At 73.6% G+C, this 24,159-nt stretch carries 19 protein-coding genes; 8 read left to right on the plus strand and 11 right to left on the minus strand.

The genetic code is table 11. The features are described 5' to 3' along the window. Positions 1-103 precede the first annotated feature (103 nt). Entirely contained in the window at positions 104-1,171 is a 1,068-nt protein-coding gene (locus tag GMA12_RS07640; protein WP_156268728.1) for a spore photoproduct lyase family protein, read from the minus strand. A 191-nt stretch (positions 1,172-1,362) separates the two neighbouring features. On the opposite strand from GMA12_RS07640, the gene GMA12_RS07645 reads away from it, so the two are divergent. Then, positions 1,363-2,862 (plus strand): FAD-dependent oxidoreductase, encoded by a 1,500-nt coding sequence (locus GMA12_RS07645; RefSeq protein WP_156268730.1) that lies wholly within the window; start codon positions 1,363-1,365, stop codon positions 2,860-2,862. Between the two features lie 97 nt (positions 2,863-2,959). Here GMA12_RS07645 and GMA12_RS07650 read toward each other — a convergent pair whose 3' ends face one another. After that, entirely contained in the window at positions 2,960-3,181 is a 222-nt protein-coding gene (locus GMA12_RS07650) for a hypothetical protein (protein ID WP_017831777.1), read from the minus strand. A 459-nt stretch (positions 3,182-3,640) separates the two neighbouring features. Here GMA12_RS07650 and GMA12_RS07655 point away from each other — a divergent pair, with 459 nt between their 5' ends. Further along, complete coding sequence (locus GMA12_RS07655; RefSeq protein ID WP_156268732.1) at positions 3,641-4,549, plus strand: PIG-L deacetylase family protein; 909 nt, start codon at positions 3,641-3,643, stop codon at positions 4,547-4,549. A gap of 167 nt (positions 4,550-4,716) precedes the next feature. Here the strand turns inward: GMA12_RS07655 and GMA12_RS07660 are convergent, their stop codons facing one another. The 7 genes from GMA12_RS07660 to GMA12_RS07690 all read right to left on the minus strand — a co-directional run bounded on the left by GMA12_RS07660 (position 4,717) and on the right by GMA12_RS07690 (position 12,385). After that, entirely contained in the window at positions 4,717-6,072 is a 1,356-nt protein-coding gene (locus GMA12_RS07660; protein WP_156268734.1) for a glucose-6-phosphate dehydrogenase, read from the minus strand. 28 nt (positions 6,073-6,100) lie between these two features. Further along, positions 6,101-7,636, minus strand: coding sequence for an AMP-binding protein (locus GMA12_RS07665; protein WP_156268736.1), 1,536 nt, complete (start codon positions 7,634-7,636; stop codon positions 6,101-6,103). Positions 7,637-7,714: 78 nt separating this feature from the next. Beyond that, complete coding sequence (locus tag GMA12_RS07670) at positions 7,715-8,167, minus strand: MaoC family dehydratase (protein WP_156268738.1); 453 nt, start codon at positions 8,165-8,167, stop codon at positions 7,715-7,717. Between the two features lie 69 nt (positions 8,168-8,236). Beyond that, the gene (fabG, locus tag GMA12_RS07675; protein WP_156268740.1) at positions 8,237-8,995 is read right to left on the minus strand and encodes a 3-oxoacyl-ACP reductase FabG; all 759 of its coding nucleotides are present in this window, start codon (positions 8,993-8,995) and stop codon (positions 8,237-8,239) included. Between the two features lie 150 nt (positions 8,996-9,145). Beyond that, a complete protein-coding gene (locus GMA12_RS07680; protein WP_162459618.1) occupies positions 9,146-9,919 on the minus strand; it encodes an SDR family oxidoreductase in 774 nt (257 codons plus the stop codon). Beyond that, the gene (locus tag GMA12_RS07685) at positions 9,916-11,130 is read right to left on the minus strand and encodes an acetyl-CoA C-acetyltransferase (protein WP_162459619.1); all 1,215 of its coding nucleotides are present in this window, start codon (positions 11,128-11,130) and stop codon (positions 9,916-9,918) included. Before GMA12_RS07685 ends, GMA12_RS07680 begins: the two co-directional genes overlap by 4 nt. A gap of 40 nt (positions 11,131-11,170) precedes the next feature. Further along, entirely contained in the window at positions 11,171-12,385 is a 1,215-nt protein-coding gene (locus GMA12_RS07690; RefSeq protein ID WP_156268742.1) for an acyl-CoA dehydrogenase family protein, read from the minus strand. A 150-nt stretch (positions 12,386-12,535) separates the two neighbouring features. On the opposite strand from GMA12_RS07690, the gene GMA12_RS07695 reads away from it, so the two are divergent. Further along, positions 12,536-13,795, plus strand: coding sequence for a helix-turn-helix domain-containing protein (locus GMA12_RS07695; protein ID WP_156268744.1), 1,260 nt, complete (start codon positions 12,536-12,538; stop codon positions 13,793-13,795). 8 nt (positions 13,796-13,803) lie between these two features. Beyond that, entirely contained in the window at positions 13,804-15,732 is a 1,929-nt protein-coding gene (locus GMA12_RS07700; protein ID WP_156268746.1) for a glycoside hydrolase family 15 protein, read from the plus strand. 40 nt (positions 15,733-15,772) lie between these two features. On the opposite strand, the gene GMA12_RS07705 is transcribed toward GMA12_RS07700, so the two are convergent. After that, on the minus strand, positions 15,773-16,657 hold the full coding sequence (locus GMA12_RS07705) for a TspO-related membrane protein (RefSeq protein ID WP_370830725.1): 885 nt from the start codon (positions 16,655-16,657) through the stop codon (positions 15,773-15,775). Between the two features lie 109 nt (positions 16,658-16,766). Between GMA12_RS07705 and GMA12_RS07710 the strand changes: the two genes are divergently transcribed. Further along, a complete protein-coding gene (locus GMA12_RS07710) occupies positions 16,767-18,050 on the plus strand; it encodes a saccharopine dehydrogenase NADP-binding domain-containing protein (RefSeq protein WP_156268748.1) in 1,284 nt (427 codons plus the stop codon). A 240-nt stretch (positions 18,051-18,290) separates the two neighbouring features. Here the strand turns inward: GMA12_RS07710 and GMA12_RS07715 are convergent, their stop codons facing one another. Then, on the minus strand, positions 18,291-19,466 hold the full coding sequence (locus GMA12_RS07715; RefSeq protein WP_156268750.1) for a zinc-dependent alcohol dehydrogenase: 1,176 nt from the start codon (positions 19,464-19,466) through the stop codon (positions 18,291-18,293). A gap of 393 nt (positions 19,467-19,859) precedes the next feature. Between GMA12_RS07715 and GMA12_RS07720 the strand changes: the two genes are divergently transcribed. From GMA12_RS07720 to GMA12_RS07730, 3 genes are all read left to right on the plus strand, one after another. Beyond that, positions 19,860-21,956: a primary-amine oxidase gene (locus GMA12_RS07720; protein WP_156268752.1), complete on the plus strand. Its 2,097-nt coding sequence runs from the start codon at positions 19,860-19,862 to the stop codon at positions 21,954-21,956. A gap of 156 nt (positions 21,957-22,112) precedes the next feature. Then, entirely contained in the window at positions 22,113-23,582 is a 1,470-nt protein-coding gene (locus GMA12_RS07725; RefSeq protein ID WP_156268969.1) for an APC family permease, read from the plus strand. Continuing rightward, positions 23,579-24,070: a hypothetical protein gene (locus tag GMA12_RS07730; protein ID WP_156268754.1), complete on the plus strand. Its 492-nt coding sequence runs from the start codon at positions 23,579-23,581 to the stop codon at positions 24,068-24,070. Before GMA12_RS07725 ends, GMA12_RS07730 begins: the two co-directional genes overlap by 4 nt. Positions 24,071-24,159 lie beyond the last annotated feature (89 nt).

Raw genomic sequence — 24,159 nt, forward strand, 5'->3', positions numbered from 1 at the left:
CGCCAGGAACTCGGCACGCCCAGCTCGGCACGCCTACCAGCGCGCCCGACCGGCACGCGTTGCTCGCGCATGTACCTCAGCACACGCAGTCCGCATGCGCGGCTCAGAACGCGTAGCGGACCTCGCAGTACGGCAACCTGCGGTGCAGCAGGTCCAGGAACTGCTCCAGATAGCGCTGTTTGTCCCGGAACCGGTAGCGCACGTTCAGCGCCCCGTTCTGTGACCGCTTCGCCTCCTGGAGGTCCGGGCGCCACAGCACCTCCTCGGCCTTGGGGTGCCACTGCGTGTTGACCTCGTGCAGCTGGGCGTTGTGGGTCAGGAAGATGACCTCCGCGGCGAGCTGCTCCTTGGCCGCCGCGCCCAGGCCGGCGTCGAGCTGGTCGAAGAGCTCGACCCAGTCCTCCAGCCACGTGTCCGTGACGATCACCGGGGAGAAGTTCACGTGCACCTCGTACCCGGCCGCCACGAAGTCGTCGATCGCCGCGATCCGTTCAGGCACGGGGGTCGTGCGGATGTCGGTGAGCTTGGCCAGACGTTCCGGCATCAGTGAGAACCGCACCCGGGTCCGCCCCTGCGGGTCCCAGTCCAGCAGCTCGCGGTTGACGTACTTCGTGGCGAAGGAGGCCTTCGCCGTGGGGTGGCCGCGGAACAGGTCCACGAGGTCGTGCACGTTGTCGCTGAACAGCGCGTCCGCCGAGCAGTCGCTGTTCTCCCCGAGGTCGTAGACCCACGCGGCCGGATCGCACTGGTTGGGCTCCGGCTTCACGCCCTGCCGGCGGATGTGCCGGTCCAGGTAGCCGCTGATCTGCTCGATGTTGGCGAAGACCGTTACCGGGTTGCTGTACCCCTTGCGGCGGGGCACGTAGCAGTAGGCGCAGGCCATGGCGCACCCGTTGGCCGTGGACGGCGCGATGAAGTCCGCCGACCGGCCGTTGGGCCGCGCCGCCAACGACTTCTTCACACCCAGCACCAGCGCCTCGCGCTTGATCCGCACCCACCGCCGCACGTTGGTCTCGTCCCCGTGCAGCTCCGGGATCTGCCAGTGGCTGGGGACCTCCACCAGGGTGGCGTCGGGCCACCGCTCGAGCACCTCCCGGCCGCGGGGCAGCTCGGCCGCCGCCGGTTCGTAGTAGATGCGGGTGATGTCGACCAGTGACGGATCCGGGGGCATGCCGACGAGTCTAGGGACCCCCTCCGACAGTGGACTTACCACTGCCGGGCGGACAGGATGGCACCATGACCGCCCGTGAGAACGGCCGTGCCGCCCGCACGACCTCCTCGCGGGTGCCGCGCCGATCGGGTCCGGCCGCCCCGCGCGGCGTCCCGTCCGCCGACCCGCACCGACCACGAGGGAGCAACCCCATGAAATCCGTATGGCTCGACACGTACGAGGTGCCGTCCGCGGCGTCGGACCAGTTCGTCCCCGGCGCGCACTACGACACCGTGGTCGCCGGTGCCGGGCTGACGGGACTGACCACCGCGGTCCTGCTGGCCCGCGCGGGTCAGCGCGTCGCCGTCATCGAGGCGCGGTCCGTGGGCGCCGTGACCACGGGCAACACCACGGCCAAGCTGTCCCTGCTGCAGGGCACCACGCTCTCCCAGATCCGCCGGCACCAGTCCGACGAGGTGCTCCGCGCCTACGTGGAGGGCAACCGGGAGGGCCAGTCCTGGCTGGTCCGCTATCTCGAGGAGCGCGGCGTCCCCTTCCAGCGCCGTGCCGCCTACACCTACGCCACGACGTCGCGGGGCGCCGCGCAGCTCCGCAAGGAGCTCGAAGCCGCCCGTGCGGCGGATCTGCACGTGAACTGGACCAGCGACACCGGCCTGCCCTACGAGGTCTCGGGGGCGATCACGCTGCCGGACCAGATCCAGTTCCACCCCATGGAGGTGCTCGGCGCCCTCGTCGCCGAGCTGCGGGAGCGCGGCGGCACGCTCGTGGAGGGCGTCCGGATCACGGGCGCGGGACTCCGCTCGCCCCTGACCGTGCGCACCTCGGAGGGCTCGGTCCGGGCCGACCGACTCGTGCTCGCCACCGGCATCCCGGTCCTGGACCGCGGCGCGTACTTCGCGAAGGTCTCCCCGAACCGGTCCTACGCCCTGACCTACCGGGTTCCCGGCGCGCCGGGGTCGATCCCGGAGGGGATGTACATCACCGCGGACAGCCCGACGCGCACGCTGCGCACCGTTCCGGTCGACGGCCAGGAGCTGCTGCTCGTGGGCGGCAACGATCACGTGGTGGGACGTTCCGCCTCTCCGCAGGCGGCGGTGGACGACCTCGAGGAGTGGACCCAGCGGCACTTCCCCGGCGCCGAGCGCACCCACGCATGGGCCGCCCAGGACTACGAGTCGATCACCGTCATCCCGTTCATCGGCGCCCTGCCCCGCGGTGGGGGCAACATCTACCTGGCCACGGGCTACAACAAGTGGGGGATGAGCAACGCCGTCGCCGCCGCGATCGCCCTCAGCAGCGAGATCCTCGGCGGGAACGTGCCGTGGGCGCAGACGCTGGGCCGGCGGGTGACCTCACCGTCGGACGTGCTCACCGCCCTGAAGTTCAACGCGAGCGTGGGCTTCAACGCCCCGAAGGACTGGCTCAAGGCCGAGCTGAAGGACCTGCCCGCCGACGCGCCGGCGGAGGGGGTCGGCGTCGTCGGCCGGGAGCGCGGGCGCCCCGTGGCCGTGTCCACGGTCGACGGGACGACCTGCCGGATCTCCGGGGTGTGCACCCACCTCGGCGGCGTGCTGCGCTGGAACGACGCCGAACGGTCCTGGGACTGCCCGCTGCACGGCTCCCGCTTCGCGGCCGACGGCGCCCTGCTGGAGGGCCCCGCGGTGAAGGACCTCCCGAGGATCGACGGCTGACTCCGCCCCGCGGACACGACGACGGCCCCCACCTCGCTCGGTGGGGGCCGTCGGTGCTCCTGCAGGACGCGGGCCGTGTGCCGCGTCGGGGGAGGAACTACTTCTTGGAGGAGGTCTCCTCGAGCTTCAGCGCGACGCCGATCGCGAAGAAGGTCGGCGTCCACTCGCCCACGAACAGGCCCCACCGGTCGGCCTGCGGCTTGGACTTGCTCTTGCCGAGGCTGGCCGCCCAGGACAGGACGGACAGGCCGATGGACGCGAAGCCTGCCGCGTAGGCGTGCTCGCTGCGGACACCAAGGTTCTGGATCGTGCTGATCATGGAAATACCTCTTTCCTGTGGTGGTCACCATCGAGGGTGAGCTCGTCGAGCCGTGTTCGCCCAGTCTCACACGAAACAGGTGAATAGGAAAGCAGGCTGACGATAAAAGTGGGCGGCCGTCTGCGTGAGCCGACGCCCCCGGGGATCCAGCAGTCGACCGGGAGCGCCCCTCCCCGTGCCGCCTCCGCGGTGGCCGGGGGAGAGCGGCTGCGGGCCGGCTCGAACATCTTGCCCCGGGCGGACCGGCCCGTCGTGCCGCGGTTGTGGCCAGTTTTGTGGTCCCCGAAAGCCCCGTTAGCCGATGCAAAAATGTGTTTCCTCATGCAAACTGATCCGTACCCGACGCACCGGTCACCACCGTCGTCGGGTGGACGCCGAACCGGTCGGGGGGCCGGTGGCGTCGACGGCCCGGGCGCGACGGAGTGCCCGGGTCGCGCTGAATGATTTCTGGGGGGAAACATGCTGCCATCCGTCGTGGGCGCTCTGCTGAGTGCCGTCGTCCTCGCATACGTGCTGCCGGACGCGAACTACAAGCGCCACAAGCGGTTCATCGTCGGCGCCAGGGGGCTGCGCCGGTCGATCGTCATCGTCTACTCGGTGCTGCTGGCGCTGAACCTGTGGTGCGCCACGGTCATGCCCGTGACGCTGGTCTGCGACGCGATCGCGGTCTCGACGCTGGTCGCCACCGGCGTCTTCGGCTTCGCCATCGCCGAGCGGCGGATCCCGGCGGCCACCGTGGTGCAGCGCCGCCGGGTGCTGGCCGTGGGCGCGCACCCCGACGACCTCGAGCTGGCCTGCGGGGCGACCCTGGCCAAGCTGGTCGACACCGGCCACGAGGTCCGCGGCCTGGTGATGAGCTCCGGGGAGGTCGGCGGCAACGCGGGCCTGCGCCCGGCCGAGGCCCAGCGCGGGGCCTCGTTCCTCGGCCTGTCGGGGCTGCGGGTGCACGACTTCCCGGACACGAAGCTGGAGACGGTGACCAACGACCTGGTGCGCGCCATCGAGGCCGCGATCAAGGAGTTCCAGCCGGACGTGATCTTCACCCACTCGGCCCACGACCAGCACCAGGACCACTACGCGGTGCACCAGGCCACCCTGCGCGCCGCGCGGGCCCACCACTCCATCCTGTGCTTCGAGTCCCCCTCGGTGACCCGTGACTTCGACCCGTCGGTGTTCGTGGACATCGACGGCTACGTGGACGTGAAGGTCGAGGCCGTGCTCTCCCACCGGGACCAGGCCGGCAAGCCCTACATGACCCCGGGGCGGGTGCGGGGGATGGCCGCCTTCCGCGGGGCGCAGGCGAAGAACACCAACGCCGAGGCCTTCGAGCCCGTCCGCCTGCTCGGCTCCGCCATCGGCGACCTGTGAGCGGTGGCCGGGTTCCGGGTGAGGGCTCGCGGGTTCCGGGCAGCCCCCGGCGACCAGGCAGACCCCCGCGGCGGGTGCTCCGGGCAGGGGGCCGGACTCCGGACGCGCGTCTCCGGTCACCGGCCCGGTGACCGGACCGTCCGGGCGGTGAGCTCCGGGCCCGGCCCTCAGGCAGGCCCGGAGCTGCCCGCGGGGTAGTCGAGCAACGGCACGCGGCCGTCCTCGAAGGCGGCCAGCACCTCGTCGACGATCCGCCACCCCTGTTCGGCGGCGTCCCCGCGGACACTGAAGGTGTGGTCGCCCTCGAGGATGCCGCGCAGCACGCTGCCGTAGGCGGTCAGGCCCGGCCGGGCCATCCCCGAGGAGAGCGTCACCCGCGTCATCCCACGGGAGTCGAAGGGGCCGCCCACGTTCAGCTCCAGGGACAGCTGCTCCTCCTCGAGACCCATGCGCAGCACGGTCGGGGCGACGTCCCCGGAGCGGGGCAGCTGCTCGTAGTCGTGCGGCGGGCGGCGGAACGTGATGGCGATCTCCTGGCGCGGATTGCCCACGGCCTTGCCCGAGCGCAGGGTGACCGGCACGCCGTTCCAGCGCCAGGTGTCGACCTCGAGGACGACCTGGGCGAACGTCTCCGTGCCGCGGCTCGGGTCCACCCCCTCCTCGGCCGTGTAGTCGGGCAGCTCCCGGCCGTCCACGGTGCCCGCCGTGTACCGGCCGCGGACCGCGGCCCGGGCGGGGTCGCCGTGCCAGGGCTTCGCGGCCCGCAGCACGTGGCTGGTCAGCGTGGGGATCTCCACCTGGTCGAAGGAGGACGGCGGCTCCATCATGACCAGGGCCATCACCTGCAGCAGGTGGGACTGGAGCATGTCCCGCAGGGCGCCCGTGGAGTCGTAGAAGCCCGCGCGCCCCTCCAGGCCCAGGGTCTCGTCGAACACGATCTCGACGGACTCCACGTGCTCCCTGTTCATCAGCGGCTCCAGCAGCCGGTTGGCGAAGCGCAGCCCCACGAAGTTGAGCACCGCCGGCATGCCGAGGAAGTGGTCCACCCGGAAGGTGCGCTCCTCGGGCACGAGCCGGCCCACGAGACGGTTCAGCTCCCGGGCGGTCGCCGTGTCCGAGCCGATCGGCTTCTCCAGGGCCAGCACCAGGTCATCCGGCAGGTCCATATCGGCCATGACCTCGCAGGCCCGGGCGGTGACGGCCGGCGGCAGGGCGAAGTACAGGCAGACCGGGCCCTCCGCGTCGTCGAGCAGGGCGGCGAGGTCCCCGGCGTCGGTGACGTCGCCCGCCACGTAGCGGGCCGTCTCCCGGGTGTGCGCGGCAGCGGGCCCGGAGGCGCCGACGCCGTCGAAGGCCTCCGCCACCACCCGCTCCCACCCGTCCGCGGGCTCGCGCGAGGAGCCGACGACGTCGATCCGCAGCTCCGGCTGCGAGCTGAGCAGCGTGCCCAGCCCCGGCAGGAGCAGACGGGAGGTGAGGTCGCCGGTGGCGCCGAGAATGATCAGGGTCCTGATGGGCGTCATACCAGCACGCTACCCCGGCGCCGAGCGGTCACGCCTCCGCGGCGACCTCCGCGGCCAGGTCCCGTTTGCGGATCTTGCCCGTGGCCGTCTTCGGCAGCTCGGCGAGGACGACGACCTCGCGGGGATACTTGTAGGCGGCCAGCGAGCGCCGGGCGTGCGCCACGATCTCCTCCGCGCTGACAGCCGTGCCGGGGCGGGGGCTGACGACCGCGACGATCTCCTGGCCGTGCCGGGGGTGGGGCCTGCCCACCACGGCCACCTCGGACACCGCGGGATGCGTGGCGATCACCTCCTCGACCTCTCGGGGGTAGACGTTGTACCCGCCGCGGATGATGAGCTCCTTCTTGCGGTCCACCACGAAGACGAAGCCGTCCTCGTCCATCCAGCCCAGGTCCCCGGTGTGCAGCCACCCGTCCCGCAGCGCCGCGGCCGTGGCCTCGGGGTCCCCGTAGTAGCCCTTCATGATCGTGGGCCCTCTGTAGAGCAGCTCGCCGACGTGCTCGGGGCCGGGCGGCAGGACGGTGCCCTCGTCGTCGACCACGCGGCACTGCGTCCCCCACAGGGGCCTGCCGATGGACAGCACCTTGCGCTCCTCCCGCGAGACGTTGACCGAGACGGAGCTGGTGGACTCGGACAGCCCGTAGCCCTCCAGGACCGTGGCGTTCGGGAACTCGGCCTCGAAGCGGCGCAGGACCTCGCCCGGCAGCGCGGCGCCCCCGGAGGTCACCCGTTCCACGCTGGAGAGGTCCCGGCCCGCGGTGCCCGCCTCCAGCATCGCGATCAGCATGGTGGGGACGGCGGAGAAGCGCACCACCCGGTGCCGCTCGATCAGGTCCATCGCCGCGGCGGGGTCGAACCGCGGCAGCAGGACCAGCGTCACCCCGAAGCGCACCCCGATGTTGAGCACGCTGGTGAGTCCGTACACGTGGAAGAACGGCAGGACCGCCAGCACCGTGCCGTCCGGGTCCACCGGCACGCGCTCCGCCGAGGCCGTGGAGTTCATGTAGATCCCGAAGTGGGTCAGCTCCGCGCCCTTGGGGGCTCCGGTCGTCCCGCTCGTGAAGACGATCACCGCCGTGTCGTCGGCCGCGGTCGCCGCGGCGTCCACGGGCGGGCGGCGGCTGAGCAGCTCGGCGAAGTCGCGGGTGCCCTCCGGGCGGGAGCCCGTGCCGGTGTCCACGACGTACACGGCGACGTCCCCGGCCCCGCGGGCACCGGCCAGGGCCTCGGCGGCCACCGCGTCCGTGGTCACCAGCAGCGCGCAGTCGGCGGTGCGCAGCTGGTGGGTGACCTCGCGGGCCGTGAGCAGCGGGTTCATGGGGACCATGACGCAGCCTGCCCGGGTGATCCCGTAGTACGCGAAGAGGAACTGCGGGACGTTGGGCAGCTGGACCCCGACCGCCGTGCCGGGCGGGAGCCCGAGGGCGCGCAGGTTCGCGGCCACGAGGTCGGCGGCCGCGTCCACCTCGCGGAAGCTCCAGCTGCGCCGCCCGAGCACCACGCACGCCTTCTCGGGGGTGGCCGTCGCGGTCTCGCGCAGCATCACGGACACGTTGAAGGTCATCGGGTGCTCCTGGAGTCGATCGTGGAATCGGTCATGGACGCGGTGGTGGGACGGGCCGGGCGGGCGCCGCGTGGCCGATCACGGGCGCAGCAGCGAGACGATCTCGGCCACGCAGGCGGGCCGGTCGGAGTCCTCGACCTCGACCGTGACGCGCACGGTCGCCCGGGCTCCCTGCGGGCCGCGCTCGAGGCCGATCAGCTCCGCGCCCGCGCGGACCCGGCAGCCCACGGGCACCGGGCGGGGGAAGCGGACCTTGTCGGAGCCGTAGTTGACCACCATGGACAGGCCCTCCACCCGGTAGATCTCCCGCAGGAACGCGGGCACCAGCGAGAGGGTGAGGAACCCGTGCGCGATCGGCCCGCCGAAGGGACCGGACCGGGCCCGCTCCGGGTCGGTGTGGATCCACTGGTGGTCGTCGGTGGCGTCGGCGAAGAGGTCCACCTGCTCCTGCGTGACCGTCCGCCACGCGCTGTGGCCGAGGTGCGTGCCGATCGCCGCGGCGTACTCGTCGATCCCGGGGTAGGTCTGCATCTGCTCTCTCCTGTTCTGTGGATCGGCTGCTGTCCGGGCGGCCTGCCGGAGGTCCGGCCCGGCCGGTCGTCAGGCGCGCGGCCCGCCGGCGACGTAGAGCACCTGTCCGGAGACGAAGGACGCGTCCTCGCGGACGAAGAAGGACGCCGCCGCGGCGATGTCCTCGGGGGTGCCGGTCCGGGCCACCGGGATCTGCTGGGCGGCCTTCTCGACGAACTGCTCGTAGGGCACGCCCATCCGCTCCGCGGTCGCCCGCGTCATCGCGGTCTCGATCAGCCCCGGGGCGATCGCGTTGACGGTGACGCCGAACTTGCCGAGCTCGATCGCCAGGGTCTTCGTGAATCCCTGGATGCCCGCCTTGGCGGCCGCGTAGTTGGCCTGCCCGCGGTTGCCCAGGGCCGAGGTCGAGGAGATGTTGACGATCCGTCCCCAGCCCTGCTCCGTCATGTGCGCCTGCACGGCGCGGGACATGAGGAAGTGCCCGCGCAGGTGGACGTTCATCACCGTGTCCCAGTCGTCGGCGCTCATCCGGAACAGCAGGTTGTCCCGCAGCACGCCGGCGTTGTTCACGAGCACGGTGGGCGGGCCGAGCTCGGCCGCCACCTCCTCGACGAGCCCGGCGACGGACGCCTCGTCGGCGACGTCCGCGGCGTAGGCCCGGGCCGTGCCCCCGGCCGCGGTGATGGCCTCGACGACGTCGGAGCACGCGTCGGCGGAGAGGTCGACGGCGGCGACGGCCATCCCGTCGGCGGCGAGCCGCTGCGCGAGCGCGGCACCGATGCCGCGGGCCGCGCCGGTGACGACGGCGGTGCGCTGGTGCGTGGTCATGGGTCCTCCTGGGGTCGGCCGGACGTGCCGGTCGGGGCGGGTCGGTCGGGCGGGTCGGTCGGGTGGGTCCGGCGGGTGATGTCGGCGGGTGATGTCGGCGGGTGATGCCGCCGGGTGGACCGCCGTGGCCGATCCACCCGGTGCGGGCGCTCAGAGCGGGCCGTTGAGGCCTGAGCCGCCGTCGAGCACGAGGGTGCGCCCGGTGATCCAGGACGCGTCCTCGGAGAGCAGGAAGGCGGTGGCGGCGGCGACGTCGGCGGGGGTGCCGATCCGGCCGAGGGGATAGCCTGCGGCGACCTGCTCCTCGCCCTCGGCCAGCAGCGCCGCCGCGAAGCGGGTGCGCACGATCGCCGGCGCCACCGCGTTCACCCGCACGCGCGGGGCCAGCTCGAGGGCCAGCTCCTCGGTGAGGTGCAGGACGGCGGCCTTGGTGGCCCCGTAGAACCCGATGCCCGGGGCCGGGCGCGTGCCCGCCACGGAGGCGACGTTGACCACCGAGCCGTGGGCGCCGAGCCCCGTCCGCGCGGCCGCGCGGGTCATCGAGAGCGTGCCGAGCACGTTGACCTCGACGATCTTGCGCGCCGCCGCGTGGTCGAGCTCGTCGAGGGTGCCGTACACGGGGTTGATCCCGGTGTTGTTCACCAGGTGGTCGAGCCGGCCGAAGGCCTCCAGGGTGCGCTCGACGACCTCCGCGTGGTGGTCGGGGTCGCTGCCCTGGCCCGGCACCGCGATCGCCCGCTCCGGCCCGCCGAGGCACTCCACGGCGGCCTCCAGGGCCTCGGGCTTCCGCGCCGTCAGGCAGACCCGGGCGCCCTCGGCCACGAGGCGCTCGGCGATGCCGAGGCCGATGCCCCGGCTCGCGCCGGTGACCACGGCGACCCGGTCCTCGAAGCGCCGGCAGCGGGAGCCGGCGGTCTCGCTCACGAGAGCCGCTCCACGATTATCGCCATGCCCTGGCCGCCGCCCACGCACATCGTCTCCAGGCCGATCTGCCGGTCGTGCTGGCGCAGGCCGTTCAGCAGGGTGGCGGTGATCCGGGCGCCGGTCATGCCCCACGGGTGGCCCAGCGCGATGGCCCCGCCGTTGACGTTGAGCTTGTCCTCGGGGACGCCGAGGTCCTCGGCGGAGGGCAGCACCTGGGCCGCGAAGGCCTCGTTGAGCTCCACGAGGTCCACGTCGTCGATGCTCATCCCCGCCCGGGCCAGCGCCTGCTGGGACGCCTCGACCGGGCCCAGGCCCATGATCTCCGGCGAGAGGGCGGACAGCCCCGTCGAGACGATGCGGGCGAGCGGGGTCAGCCCCAGCTCCTTGGCCCGGGTGTCGCTCATGATCACCAGCGCGGCGGCGCCGTCGTTCATGGGGCACGCGTTGCCGGCGGTGACCGTCCCGTCGGGCCGGAACACCGGGCTCAGCTGGGCGACCGCCTCGAGCGTGGTGCCGGGCCGGGGGCTGTCGTCGCGCGTCACGAGCGTGCCGTCCGGCAGGGCGAGCGGGGCGATCTCCCGGTCCCAGAAGCCGCTGGCCTGCGCCTGCTCGGCGCGGTGCTGCGAGCGCACCGCGTAGGCGTCCTGCGCCTCCCGGGACACGCCGCGCAGCTGGGCGACGTTCTCCGCGGTCTGGCCCATGGCGATGTAGACGTCCGGGACCCCGCCGTCGTCCCGGGGGTCCTCCCACGTCCCGGCCCCGCCCGCGGCGCGCCGGTCCGAGCGCTCCCACGCCTGCCGGAAGTACGGGTTGCGGGTGTCCTCGTCCGAGCGGCCCCGGCCCAGGCGGCTCGTGGCCTCCACCCCGGCGGAGAGGAAGACGCTGCCCTCACCGGCCCGGATCGCGTGCATGGCCATGCGGGTGGTCTGCAGGCTGGACGAGCAGAACCGGGTGATCGTGGTCCCCGGGACGTCGTCGAGACCGGCGCGGACGGCCACGAGACGGCCGAGGTTCTGCCCGGACTCGGCCTCCGGGACGCCGCAGCCCAGGATCAGGTCGTCGATCTCCGAGGGGTCGAGCTCGGGCACCCTGTCGAGGGCGGCGCGGACCATCTGGGCGGCCATGTCGTCGGCGCGCATCTCGCGCAGGGAGCCCTTGCGGGCGCGGCCGATGGGGGAGCGGACGGCGGAGACGATGACGGCTTCGGGCACGGGGTTCCTTCCGGTGGGGTGAGCGGGGGCCGGGCGGGGGTCAGGCGAAGGCCGAGACGCCGGTGATCGCGCGGCCGACGATGAGGGACTGCATGGAGTCGGTGCCCTCGTAGGTGTAGACCACCTCCATGTCGGTGAGGTGGCGGGCGACGTCGTGCTCGAGCAGGAGCCCGTTGCCGCCCAGGACGTCGCGGGCCGTGGAGACGACCCAGCGGGCCTTCTTGGCCGCGGTGAGCTTGGCCAGGGAGGCCATGGGGCCGGTGAGGGCGCCCTCGTCCTGGAGCTCGACGATCCGGAAGCAGATCAGCTTGATCGCCGTGGTCTCGGCGAGCATGTTGGCCAGGTTGTTCTGCACGAGCTGGTAGCTGCCGATCGACCGGCCGAACTGCTTGCGCTCGCCGGCGTAGCGGACGGCGATCTCGTAGGCGGCGATCGCGTGGCCGAGGGCCTCCCACGCCACCCCGCCGCGGGTGGCGTTGAGGACCTTGTTGACGTCCTTGAAGGAGTCGCAGCGCTGCAGGCGGTTCCTATCGGGGATGCGCAGGTCCTCGATGACGATGTCCGGCTGCAGGATCGCGCGCTTGCCGATCTTGCCGGTGATCACGGTGGGGCGGAACCCGGCGGGGAACTCCGCGTCCGGTTCGCGCTCGAGCACGAAGGCCTTGACCTGGCCGTCCGCGACGTCGCGGGCGTAGATGATCACCACGTGGGCGTAGGAGGCGTTGCCGATCCAGCGCTTCGCCCCGTCGAGCACCCAGGTGTCCCCCTCGCGCCGGGCGCTGGTCTCCAGGGCCACGGAGTCGGAGCCGTGCTCCGGCTCGGTGAGCGCGAACGCGCCGATCCGCTCGAGGCGGGCCATGGCCGGCAGCCACCGCTGCTTCTGCTCCTCCGAGCCGAGGGTGTTGATCGAGCCCATGGCCAGGCCGGAGTGCACCCCGAAGAACGTGTTGATCGAGCCGTCCCCGCGGGCCAGCTCCAGGGACACCTGGGCCCCGGCCATCCGGCTCATCCCCGGGCAGCCGTGGCCCTGGATGACGGTGCCGGCCACGCCGAGCTCGGCGAGCTTCGGGACGAGCTCGAAGGGGAACTCCGCGCGCTCCCAGTAGTCGTTGATGACGGGGCGGACCTCAGCGTCGACGAAGGCGCGCACCCTGTCCCGGATCGCGCGCTCCTCGTCGGTGAGGCGGGCGTCGAGCCGGTAGATGTCGTGGTCCTCCAGCACGGAGGTCCGGGGTGCGGTCGCGGTCTGGGTCATGGGGTGCTCCTGGGCTCGGACGGGCATCGGCGCTGACCACCATCCTGTGCTCCGCATCACAGCCGGTACATGGGCGCGGTGCACGAAGATCCTTGTGCAGCGGCGGCCGCTCAGTGGTCCGGACTGTGCACCGCGTGCGATCGTGGAGCGATGGAGCACATCGAGGCACAGGCCGCGGCGCAGGCCGGCGGGCAGGACCGGCTCCGCCGCGCCTGGACCGGGATGCTGGAGGACGCGGACCGGATCGCCGACGGGATCACCGCCGTGCTGCTCGCGAAGGGCCCGGCCGGCGGCGGCTGGTCCACCCCCGAGCTGCAGGCGCTGCTGCGCCGGAGCACCCGCGAGCACGTCGGCCGGGGCCTGCGCATCCTCGCCGGGCGCGCGGACGACGACGGCGGCACGGCCCGCGCGGTCGACGTGTGGCGGGACACGGGCATCGAGCGGGCGCGCCAGGGCGTTCCGCTGGAGGCGGTGCTGTCCGCCTACACCACCGGCAACCTGCTGCTCTGGGAGGCGATGACCGACCGGGTGCGGGACGGCCGGGCCGAGATCACCGCCGAGGAGCTCGTCACCGCCGGCCGCCGGCTGTGGCACGACCTGGGGGTGCAGAGCGAGGTCATGAGCGAGGCCTACCGGCGCGAGACCGCCCGGCGGGAGCTGCGGGACCTGCGCCGGCAGGAGAACTACCTGGCGGGCCTGCTCGAGGGCCGGGCCGCCGACCCGGAGTTCGCCGCCCAGGCCGAGCAGATCCTCGGGATCCGCGCCGACGCCCCGGTCGCCTGCGTCGTCGCCGTCGTGGAGGACCCGCACAGCGAGCCCCTGCACCACCCCGAGGACCGGGTGGAACGGATGGGCGGGACCTCCCGCTGGGGCGTGCGCGACGGCGCCCTCTACGGGGTGGTCGCCATGCAGGGCGCCGACGAGGCGTGGCTGAGCGACCTGCTGCGCCCGGCCGTGGACGGCCGCGTGGGGGTGGCCCTGGCCCGGCAGGGCATGGCGGACACCGCGGCGGCCTTCCGGCTGGCCGCCCGGGCGGCCGCGACCCTGCCGGTGGGGGCGCGGCGGCTCGTGTGGGCCTCGGCCCGCCTGCCGGAGCTGCTGGTCGAGACGAGCCCGGAGGTGGGCTCGATGATCGTCGAGCAGGTCCTGGCCCCGGTGCTCGCCCTGCCGGCCCACCAGCGCACCACGCTGCTGGACACGCTGCGCGCGCTCCTGCGGCACAGCGGCTCGCCGACGGCCGCGGCGGAGGAGCTGTTCTGCCACCGCAACACCGTCATCTACCGCAGCCGCCGGCTCGTGGAGCTGACCGGGTGCAGCCCGCAGGAACCGCGCGGCCGGCTGCTGCTCGAGCTCGCCGTCCTCGCCCACGACCTCGCCGTGTCCGGGGGCCGGAGCGCCCCGGCTGGTTGACTGGGCGCATGAGCAACGAACCCCGGCGGTCCCCGTCCACGCCCCTGGAGGACTACGCCCTCCTGTCCGACCTGCACACCGGTCCGCTGGTGTCCCGCGACGGCAGCATCGACTGGCTGTGCTTCCCCCGGTTCGACTCCCCGTCGGTCTTCGCCGCCCTGCTCGGCGGCCCGGAGGACGGGCGCTGGAAGCTCTCCGCCGTCGACGGCGAGGTCGCCTCCCGCCGCTACCTGCCCCGCACCTTCGTGCTCGAGACCACGTGGCGCACCCCCACCGGCACCGCCGTGGTCACCGACTTCCTGCCCCCGGGCGGGCCGGAGGGCCACCCCGACCACGCCGACCTGGTGCGCCGGGTCGAGTGCACCGCCGGGAGGGTGGAGGTGGAGCACGACCTGCGGATCCGCTTCGACTACAGCCGCGCCCTGCCCTGGACCCGGCGGGTCGCGGTGGACGCGGCCGGCACCTGCGGGCTGCTCTCGATCGCCGGCCCCGACGCCCTGCTGCTGACCGGGCCCATGCTGCACGCCCCCGCGGCCGCGCCGGCCGAGCCGCGATCGGACGCGGCGCCGGAGGAGCCCGGCCGGCCCGACGACGACGCGGGCGGGGTCTCCGACCGGCTGGCCGGACGGTTCGCGCTCTCCGCCGGGGAGTCCCTGGACTGGGCGCTGACCTGGCACGAGTCCCACCACCCGCTGCCCCGGCCGGTGGATGCCGCCCGGGCCCTGGACCAGGCGGTCAGGTTCTGGACCGAGTGGTCCTCCCACGTGAGCACGCACAAGCGCCATGAGCAGGCCGTGCTGCGCTCCCTGCTCGTGCTGCGGGCGCTCACCCACCGCGGCACCGGCGGGATCGTGGCCGCCCCCACCACCTCCCTGCCGGAGGAGTTCGGGGGAGTGCGCAACTGGGACTACCGCTACACCTGGCTGCGCGACGCGGCCCTGACCATCGAGGTGCTCGTCGCCCACGACTTCACCGACGGCGCGCTGCACTGGCGCAACTGGCTGCTGCGGGCCGTGGCCGGAGATCCCGACCAGGTGCAGATCATGTACGGCCTGGCCGGGGAGCGGCGGCTGGCCGAGACCGAGCTGGGCCACCTCGCCGGGTACGAGGACTCGGCGCCGGTGCGGATCGGCAACGGGGCCGTGGGCCAGTACCAGGCCGACGTGGTGGGCGAGGTCATGCTGGCGCTGGCCGCCCTGCGTGACGCCGGCGTGCCGGAGGACGAGTACTCCTGGGGGCTGCAAAGGAACCTGCTGCGCTTCTGCGAGCACCACTACGACCGTCCCGGGCACGGCATCTGGGAGATGCGCGGGGACCCGGCGTTCTTCGTGCACGGGCGGGCCATGATGTGGGCCGCCTTCGACCAGGGCATCCGTGCGGTGGAGGAGCACGGGCTGAGCGGGCCGGTGCAGCGGTGGCGCGAGCTGCGGGAGCGGCTGTGCACCGAGATCATGGAGCGGGGCTTCCACGAGGAGCTGAACACCTTCACCCAGACCTACGGCGGCACCGAGGTCGACGCCTCCCTGCTCCAGCTGCCGCACACCGGGTTCGTGGCCTACGACGACCCGCGGATGCTCGGCACGGTCGCCCGGATCGAGGCCGACCTGCGCGGAGAGCACGGGCTGGTGCACCGGTACCGGACGGCCTCCGGGCTGGACGGGCTGGAGGGCGGGGAGTACCCGTTCCTCATCTGCACGTTCTGGCTCGTGGAGCAGTACGCGCGCAGCGGCCGGGTGGACGACGCCGGGCAGCTGCTGGAGCAGCTGGCCGGCTACGCCAACGACCTCGGCCTCTACGCCGAGGAGTTCGACCCCGGCACCGGGCGGCTGGCCGGGAACTTCCCGCAGGCGTTCAGCCACCTGGGCTTCATCCGCGCCGTGGACGCCGTGGTGCGGGCGCGGGCCGGGGAGGACCTCCAGGAGCGGTCGGCGTCCTAGCCCTGTGGGGCCGGCGTCCTGGGCTCGTGCGGTCGGCGTCCTAGCTCCGCACGGTCGCCGTCCGCGGGCCGCGCTCCGTGCGTCCCGCCGCGTGCGGGGCCGTGCCGGGCGCGGGGGCGCGTCCGCGCGCGAGCGCCGTGGCGACCACGACCAGCACGGCGGCGAGGGCCGCGCCGTAGGCCAGGGTCAGCGACTGGGGCTCATCCAGGGCCCGGCCGACCGCGATCCAGGACAGGCCCCACGCGGAGGCGGCGGCCACGGCCCAGCGCCCGCCGACCCGGTGCTGGATCCACGCCAGCACCGCGGCCAGCACGAGCACCACGGCCACGCCGATCCACTCCGCGCCCGGCCCCTCCTGGCGCACGCCCGAGGCGACGAGGGCGGCCGCGACGTTGGCCGCCGTCGCGACGGCCACCCAGCCCAGGTACAGCCCGAACGTGCCGTCCGCCACGAGCTGGTCCAGCCGGGTGCCCGGGTCCGGCAGCTCGGCCAGGCGCTGCACCAGCAGGCCCAGGACGAGGGCCAGGGCGACGATGACGCCGACGCTGACCCAGATCCACCCCTGCTGGGTGACCAGCAGCCAGCCGGCGTTGAGGAGCATGGAGACCGCCGCGAGCCAGCCGGTGGCGCGGGCGCGCGGGTCGGCGGCGCGCGAGGGCAGCCACTGCCAGACGGTGTACGCGGACAGGCCCAGGTAGATCACCGACCAGATGGAGAACGCCGTGCCCGCCGGGGCGAGCAGGGTGGCGTCCGCGGCGAGGCTGCCGCCGGAGGACTCCTCGACCCGGGTGCCGAACAGGCCGATCCCCACCAGGGTGCCCAGCACGCACGCGATCTCGCTGATCGTGACCACGACCTGGCGGGTGCGGTCCGCGGCGGTCGGCCGGGCGGGACCGGCAGGGGCGCGGACGGGGGAGGTGCTCACGGGAGGACCTTTCTCGAAGGGCGCGGATCCTTGCCGACCACGGTAGGGGACGGACCTGGGAGCCGGCTTCGGAAAAGCCCCGCCCGGGCCGGTCCCCTAGAGTGACCGGATGGACTCCACCCAGAACCCCCGGCCCGTCGTGGGCCTGCTCGGGGCCACCGGCATCACCGGGCGCGTGGCACTGGCCCACCTCGTGGCGCGGGCGCCCGAGGCGGGAGTCGACGTCGTCGTCGGCGCCCGGGACCCCGAGCGCGTGCGCGCCCTGTGCGCCGAGCGCGGGATCCCCGTTCCCGAGGTCGTGCCCGCCGACGTGACGGACCCCGGATCCCTGCGCGCGTTCGTGCGGCGGACCGACGTCCTGGTCAACCTGGCCGGCCCCTACACCCGGCTGGCCCCGCCGGTGCTGGCGGCGTGCGTCGCGGAGGGCGCCCACTACCTGGACCTGACCGGCGAGCCGCAGCTGGCCCACCGCACCGACCGGGACCTGGACGCGCCCGCGCGGGCCGCCGGGGTGGCCGTGGTGCACACGGCCGGCTTCGAGGCCCTGCCCGCCGACGTCCTGGTGGACGCCGCCCGCCGGCACGCCGCCGCCCGCGGCGAGACCCTGCGCACCGCCGACCTCGTGACCTCCGTGCGCACCCCGCCGGGGACGGGGTTCTCCGAGTCGGTCTCGGGCGGGACCCTGCAGAGCCTCGTCGAGGTCCTGCGGGATCCCGTCCCCGCCCGGATGGGGGACGTCGCCGCGCGCCTTCCCGCGCCGGCGCCCGGCACCGGCACCGCCGCCGACCCCGGGGCGGTGCGCCGCGCCAGCCCGCTGCGCCTGCGACCCCGGACCGCCGGCGGCCGGGTGCTGGCCCCCATGAGCCCGCTCGCGGCGATCAACCCGCCGGTGGTCCACCGCACCCAGGCCCTCAGCCCGGTGCCGGGGGCCGCCGCCCACCCCCTCGCGTTCCGGGAGGCCGCGGACCTGGGCCGTGCGGGAGGGCTGCCCGGCGCCGGGCGGTGCGCCGCGGCCACGGCGGTGGCCGTGGTCCAGTGCTCGGCCGGGCTCGTCAGCCGCCTGCCGCACCCGGTGCGCGCCCGCGTGGCCGACGTCCTGGCGGCGCGGCTGCCGCAGGTGGGCACCGGCCCGACGGGGGACGTCCTCACCGGCTGGTCCTGGACGACCCGCGGGGTCTTCACCACCCACCAGGGGAGCACCTTCCCCGCCGTGCTGGAGGCCCAGGGCAACCCCGGCTACGGCACCACCCCGTGGCTGACCACGGAGCTGGCCCTGCGGATGGCGCTGCGCGGCGTCCCGGAGGCCGCGCTCGGCTCCTCCACACCGGCTCTCGCCCTGGACGGGGACCTCGACGCGCTGCTGCCGGCCCGGGTGCGGATCACGGTCGGCTGAGCGGGAGCGGCGGAGGAGAACCGGCTGAGCGGGACCGGCTGAGCGGGAGCGGCGGAGGAGAACCGGCTGAGGAGAACCGGCTGAGCGGGAGCGGGCCGGGCAGAGGTCCTCGCCGGGCAGAGGTCCTCGCCGGGCAGGGCTCACCGAGGCGGCGAGGTGCCGGTCGGGAGCGGCCGGGCGCGCAGCGAACCCCGGCCCTCACGACGAGGACCGGGGCTCACCGGGACACCACGCGGGGCCCTATGGCTTGAGCACCACCTTGATGCAGCCGTCCTCCTTCTTCTGGAACTTCTCGTACATCTCCGGGGCCTGCTCCAGGGGCACCTGGTGGGTGGCGAGGTCGAGCACGCCCAGCGGGTCGGACGGGTCGTCGACCAGGGGCAGGAGCTCGTCGATCCAGGACTTCACGTTGCACTGGCCCATGCGCACCTGGATCTGCTTGTCGAACAGCGTGAGCATCGGCATGGGACTCTTCATCCCGCCGTACACGCCGCTGAGCGAGATCGTGCCGCCGCGCCGGACGGCGTCGATGGCGGTGTACAGCGCACTGAGCTTGTCCACGCCGGCCATCTCCATCGCCTTGCGGCCCAGCGGGGACGGCAGCAGCCCGACCGCCTTGTGGGCCACGCCGGCCACGTGGGAGCCGTGCGCCTCCATCCCGACCGCGTCCACCACCGAGTCCGGGCCGCGGCCGCCCGTGAGGTCCTTCAGCCGTTCGGCCACGTCGCCGGAGGAGTCCAGCGTCTCGATCCCGTGGCGCTCGGCCATGGCCCGGCGCTCGACGACCGGGTCCACCGCGATCACGCGGTAGCCCAGGTGCCGGCCGATCCGGGCGGACATCTGACCGATCGGGCCCAGACCCAGCACGGCCAGGGAGCCGCCCTCCGGGGGTGCGGCGTACTTCACGGCCTGCCACGCGGTGGGCACCACGTCGGAGAGGTACAGGTAGCGCTCGTCCTCACCGGTCTCGGGGACCTTGATGGGCCCGTAGTCCGCGTGCGGCACCCGCAGGTACTCGGCCTGCCCGCCCGGCACGGAGCCGTAGAGCCGCGAGTAGCCGAGGAACGCCGCACCGCTGTTGTACTCGCGGACCTGGGTGGTCTCGCACTGCGACTGCAGCCCCTGGTTGCACATGAAGCAGTGCCCGCAGGAGACGTTGAACGGGATCACCACACGGTCCCCGGCCTTGATGTGGGTGACGGCCGAGCCGACCTCCTCCACGATGCCCATGGGCTCGTGGCCGATGATGTCGCCCTTGTCCATGAACGGGCCCAGCACCTCGTACAGGTGCAGGTCCGAGCCGCAGATGCCCGACGAGGTGATCCGCACGATCGCGTCCGTGGGCTCCTGAATCCTCGGGTCCGGAACCTCCTCCACGCTCACCGAGCGCTTTCCCTGCCATGTCAGAGCCTTCATCGATCCTCCTTCTCAGGGCCGGGGTCGCCGTCGTCGACGGAACCGTCAGCCTGCTGATCTGTTCGGTCGGGACTGATCCTACCCGCCGGGCTCGTCCGGGCGATAGGCCGCGGGCCGTCAGGGGCGCCCTCGTCCCGGAGGACGTATGCCCCTACGGTGCCGGCAGTCTGTCCCGCTCCCGTCGCCGATCCGGTGCGCGGTCCGTGCTGGGCGACCGGGCAGGCGGGACGGGTCTTGACCCACAGCGCAGGCCGGTTGCCAGCGGGTGCACCCCGGTGCCGGAACCGGTCCACACCGTGGTGACCTGTCCCACACTGATCGTCAACGGGTTCCGGCCCGCACCGATCCACAGGGCCGCCGCGCCCGCTTCCGGACCACCCGAGGAGATCCGCCATGCAGGAGACCACGCTCGCCACCCCGCCGTCCGCGCTCGGGGTCACCCACCCGCTGGACATGCTCACCCCCGCGGAGATCAGCACCGCCCGCAGCGTCCTCGCCGACGCCGGCCTGCTCGGACCGGACACCCGGTTCCCGCGGGTGCTGCCCGTCGAGCCGCCCAAGTCCGTGGTGCTCGGCCACCAGGAGGGCGCGGACGACTTCGACCGCTCGCTGGACGTCACCCTGCTGGACACGGACACGGGCCGCACCCGCCGCGCGGTCGTGTCCGTGACGGCGCGGGAGGTCCGCTCGATCGAGACCCTGCCCACGGGCGAGCACCCCTACGGGCAGGCCCCCTACATGTTCGAGGAGTACGACCGGGCGGCGGAGCTCGTGAAGGCGGACCCGCGCTGGCAGGAGGCCATGGCCCGCCGCGGGATCGAGGACACCCGCCACACCTTCGTGGCCCCCCTCGCCCCGGGCTCCTTCCCCCGGGAGGACGAGACGGGCCGGCGCGTGATCCGCTCGCTGACCTTCCACCGCCGCTTCGAGGGGGACAACCCGTGGGGCCACCCGGTGGAGGGCCTCATCGCACACATCGACCTCACGGCGGGCGTCGTGCTGCGCGTCGAGGACGACGGCGACGTGCCGGTGCCGATGGCGGACGCCAACTACACCCCGGAGTTCGTGGGCCCGGCCCGGACCACGCTCAAGCCCCTGGACATCGTCCAGCCCGAGGGCCCGTCCTTCCGGGTGGAGGGCACCCGGGTCACCTGGGAGAACTGGACGCTGCGCATCGGCTTCAACGCCCAGGAGGGGCTGGTGCTCAACCAGGTCACCTTCCGGGACGACTCCGGGGAGCAGCCCGAGGACCGCTCCGTGCTCTACCGGGCCTCCGTGCCGGAGATGGTCGTGCCCTACGGGGACACCACGAACACCCGGTTCTGGATCAGCTACTTCGACGCCGGGGAGTACCTGCTCGGCAAGAACGCCAACTCCCTGAAGCTGGGCTGCGACTGCCTGGGGGTGATCCGGTACTTCGACGCGTTCGTGGCCGACGACGAGGGCCACCCGATGGAGATCCCGCACGCGGTGTGCATGCACGAGGAGGACTACGGGGTGCTCTGGAAGCACACGGAGTTCGGGGAGGCCCCGCAGGTGCGCCGCTCCCGGCGGCTGGTCGTCAGCTACTTCGCCACCATCGGCAACTACGAGTACGGGTTCTTCTGGTACTTCTACCTCGACGGCTCGATCCAGGTGGAGGCCAAGGCCACCGGCATCGTCTTCGCCGGCGCCTGCGAGCCCGGAAAGCCCAACCGGCACGCCAACGAGATCGCCCCGGGCGTGCAGGCCCCGGTGCACCAGCACCTGTTCTGCGCCCGTCTGGACGTCGCCGTCGACGGCCTGCAGAACTCCGTGCAGGAGGAGAACCTCGTGACCCTGCCCATGGGGGAGGACAACCCCTACGGCAACGCCTTCACCTGGTCCCGCACCGACCTCACCCGGGAGTCCGAGGCCGTGCGGGACGCGAACACCGAGACCGGTCGCAAGTGGTTCGTCACCAACCCCCACCGGCGCAACGCCGTGGGCGAGCCCACCGCCTACCACCTGATCCCCATGCCCGGCCCGCGGCTGCTGGCCGCCGAGGGGTCCTCGGTGCGCCGGCGGGCACAGTTCGCCACCCACCACCTGTGGGTGACCCCCTTCGCCGAGGACGAGCGGTTCCCCGCCGGGGACATGCCCAACCAGCACACCGGCGGGGGCATCGGGGACTGGGTGGCCCAGGACCGGGACCTGACCGACACGGACGTGGTGCTGTGGCACAGCTTCGGCCCCACCCACATCCCGCGCACCGAGGACTGGCCGGTCATGCCGGTGGACTACTACGGGTTCTGGTTCAAGCCCTACGGCTTCCTCGACCGCAACCCGGCCCTGGACCTGCCCGACTGGTCCACCGCCGGCGGGAGGTGCTGCGGCACCGAGGTCGGCCGCGCGGATCCCGCCCCCGCCGTGGCGGGACCGCACGCCGTGACCGGCCACGACCACGGCGCAGACCGCTCGGTGGACCCGGGTGCCGACCGCGCCCCCGGCACCTGCGGCTGCGAGGGCTGAACCGTGAGCGCCGAGACCACCCCCGCCCGGAACGCCGCTGCCGGGAACGCTCCTGCCGAGGCCAATTCCGACGGAGCCGCCTCCGACCGAGCCGCCTCCGACCGAGCCGCCTCCGACCGGACCGGGACGCACGGACACCTCACGGAGGGGGCCGGCCTGGAGCGGCGGACGCTGACCGTCCCGTCGCTGGTCTTCCTCATCATCGCCGCCTCGGCGCCCCTGACCGTCCTGGCGGGCGGGGTGCCCTCGACCTTCGCCGTGACCGGGCTGCTCGGGGTGCCCCTCGGATTCCTGGCCCTCGGGGTGGTCCTGGCGCTGTTCGCCGTGGGCTACGGGGCGATGTCCTCGCGGATCTCCAACGCAGGCGCCTTCTACGCCTACGTGGCCGACGGGCTGGGCCACCGTCAGGGCATCGGCGCGGCGTGGCTCGCCCTGATCAGCTACAACGCCATGCAGATCGGGCTCTACGGAATCTTCGGCTTCGTGCTGTCCTCCTTCCTGGAGGCACGGCTCGGCCTGGCCGTGCCCTGGTGGGCCGCGGCCTTCGCCGGGCTCGCGCTCGTGGGCCTGCTGGGGGTGAGCCGGATCGACCTCTCCGCCAAGGTGATCGCGGTCCTGGTCACCCTCGAGTTCCTCGTGGTGATCGCCGTCGACGTGATCTCCCTGGCCGTGGCCCCCGAAGGGATCAGCGCCCAGCCGCTGATGCCTTCCGAGTTCCTCACCTACGGCGTCGGCGCGGTCCTGTCCTTCGGGATCGCGGCGTTCATGGGCTTCGAGTCGGCGGCCATCTACAGCGAGGAGGCCAAGGACCCGGCACGGGCCGTCCCGCGGGCCACCTTCACGGCGGTCGCCGTCATCTCCGTGTTCTACGCGGTGTCCGCCTGGGCGCTGGCCGTGGGCGTCGGGCCGGGCGGGATCGTGGCCGCCTCCCAGGAGTTCGGGCCGGACCTGGTCTTCGTGTTCCTGGGCGAGCACGGTGGAGTGCTGCTGGCCGACATCGCGCAGGTCCTGTTCATCACCAGCCTGCTCGCCGCGCTCATCGCCTTCCACAACGCCGTGGCCCGCTACTTCTTCTCCCTGGGCCGCGAGTCCGTGCTGCCGCGGTGGCTGGGGGCCGTGGGGCGGCGCAACCACGCCCCGGTGGCCGGCTCGCTCGCGCAGAGCGGACTGGCCGTGGTGCTCGTGACGGTCTTCGCGGTCGCCGGGCGGGACTCCGAGCTCGGCCCCCTGTTCCCGGTGCTGACCCTGTTCACCTGGCTCACCAACGCCGGGGCCTTCGGGCTGGTCTTCCTCCTCGCCGTGACCTCCGTGGCCGTGATCGGGCACTTCCGGCGGGACCCCGGCGGACGCTCCGCCTGGGTGCGCTGGATCGCCCCGGCCCTGTCCGCGGTGGGCCTGGGCGCGGTCTTCCTCCTGGTCCTGGTGAACTTCGACGTCCTCATCGGCACCGAAGGATCCAGCCCGCTGGCCGTCGTGATGCCGGGGATCATCCTGGCCGCCGGGCTCGCCGGCCTGCTCCGGGGCGAGTACCTCCGGCGGCGCCGGCCCGAGGTCTACGCCGGGGTCGGCTCCGGCCGCGCCGTCGAGGGCGGCTCTGCGGCGGCCCCAGCGGCGGAGCAGCGGTGAGCGTCGTGGAGCGCGCGGGGCGCGGCGTGGTCCCGGCGTCGGCGTCCCGCCTGCCGGGTGATCCGCTGCGGGTGCTGCTGGCGGCCGGGCTCGCGGCCTCCGTCCTGCTGCACGCCCGGATGGCCCTCGGCGGGCACGGGCCGGGCTGGTCGCTCGGCATGGCGGCCATGGCGGTCCTGTGCCTGTCCTGCCTGACCACCCTGGTCCGTGCCGGGGCCGCGCACCGCAGGGCCGGCGCGGTGCGGATGGCCATGGGCACGGCGCTCGCGACGGCGCTCGGCCACGTCCTGCTGCTCCCGCTCATGAGCGCCGGCGGTGGTCACGCCCAGCACGGAGCGCTCCCGGCCGGCGCCCCCTCGGCCGTCACGGAAGGGGAAGCTCACGGAGCGACCGCGCTGCTGGTCATCACCGTGGAGCTGGCCGTCGCAGCCCTGGCGGTCGTGTGGCTGCGTCGACACGAGCGGCGGCCGACCTACCGTTCGGTCTAGGATGGGGCCACCGCTGTGATCCCAGTCACGGCGGGCCGGTCCGGCGCGTCCGGCCCGCCGTTCCGGAGAGGGGGACTCCCGAATGGCCT

The organism is Kocuria sediminis (genome assembly GCF_009735315.1).
GTDB lineage: Bacteria > Actinomycetota > Actinomycetes > Actinomycetales > Micrococcaceae > Kocuria > Kocuria turfanensis.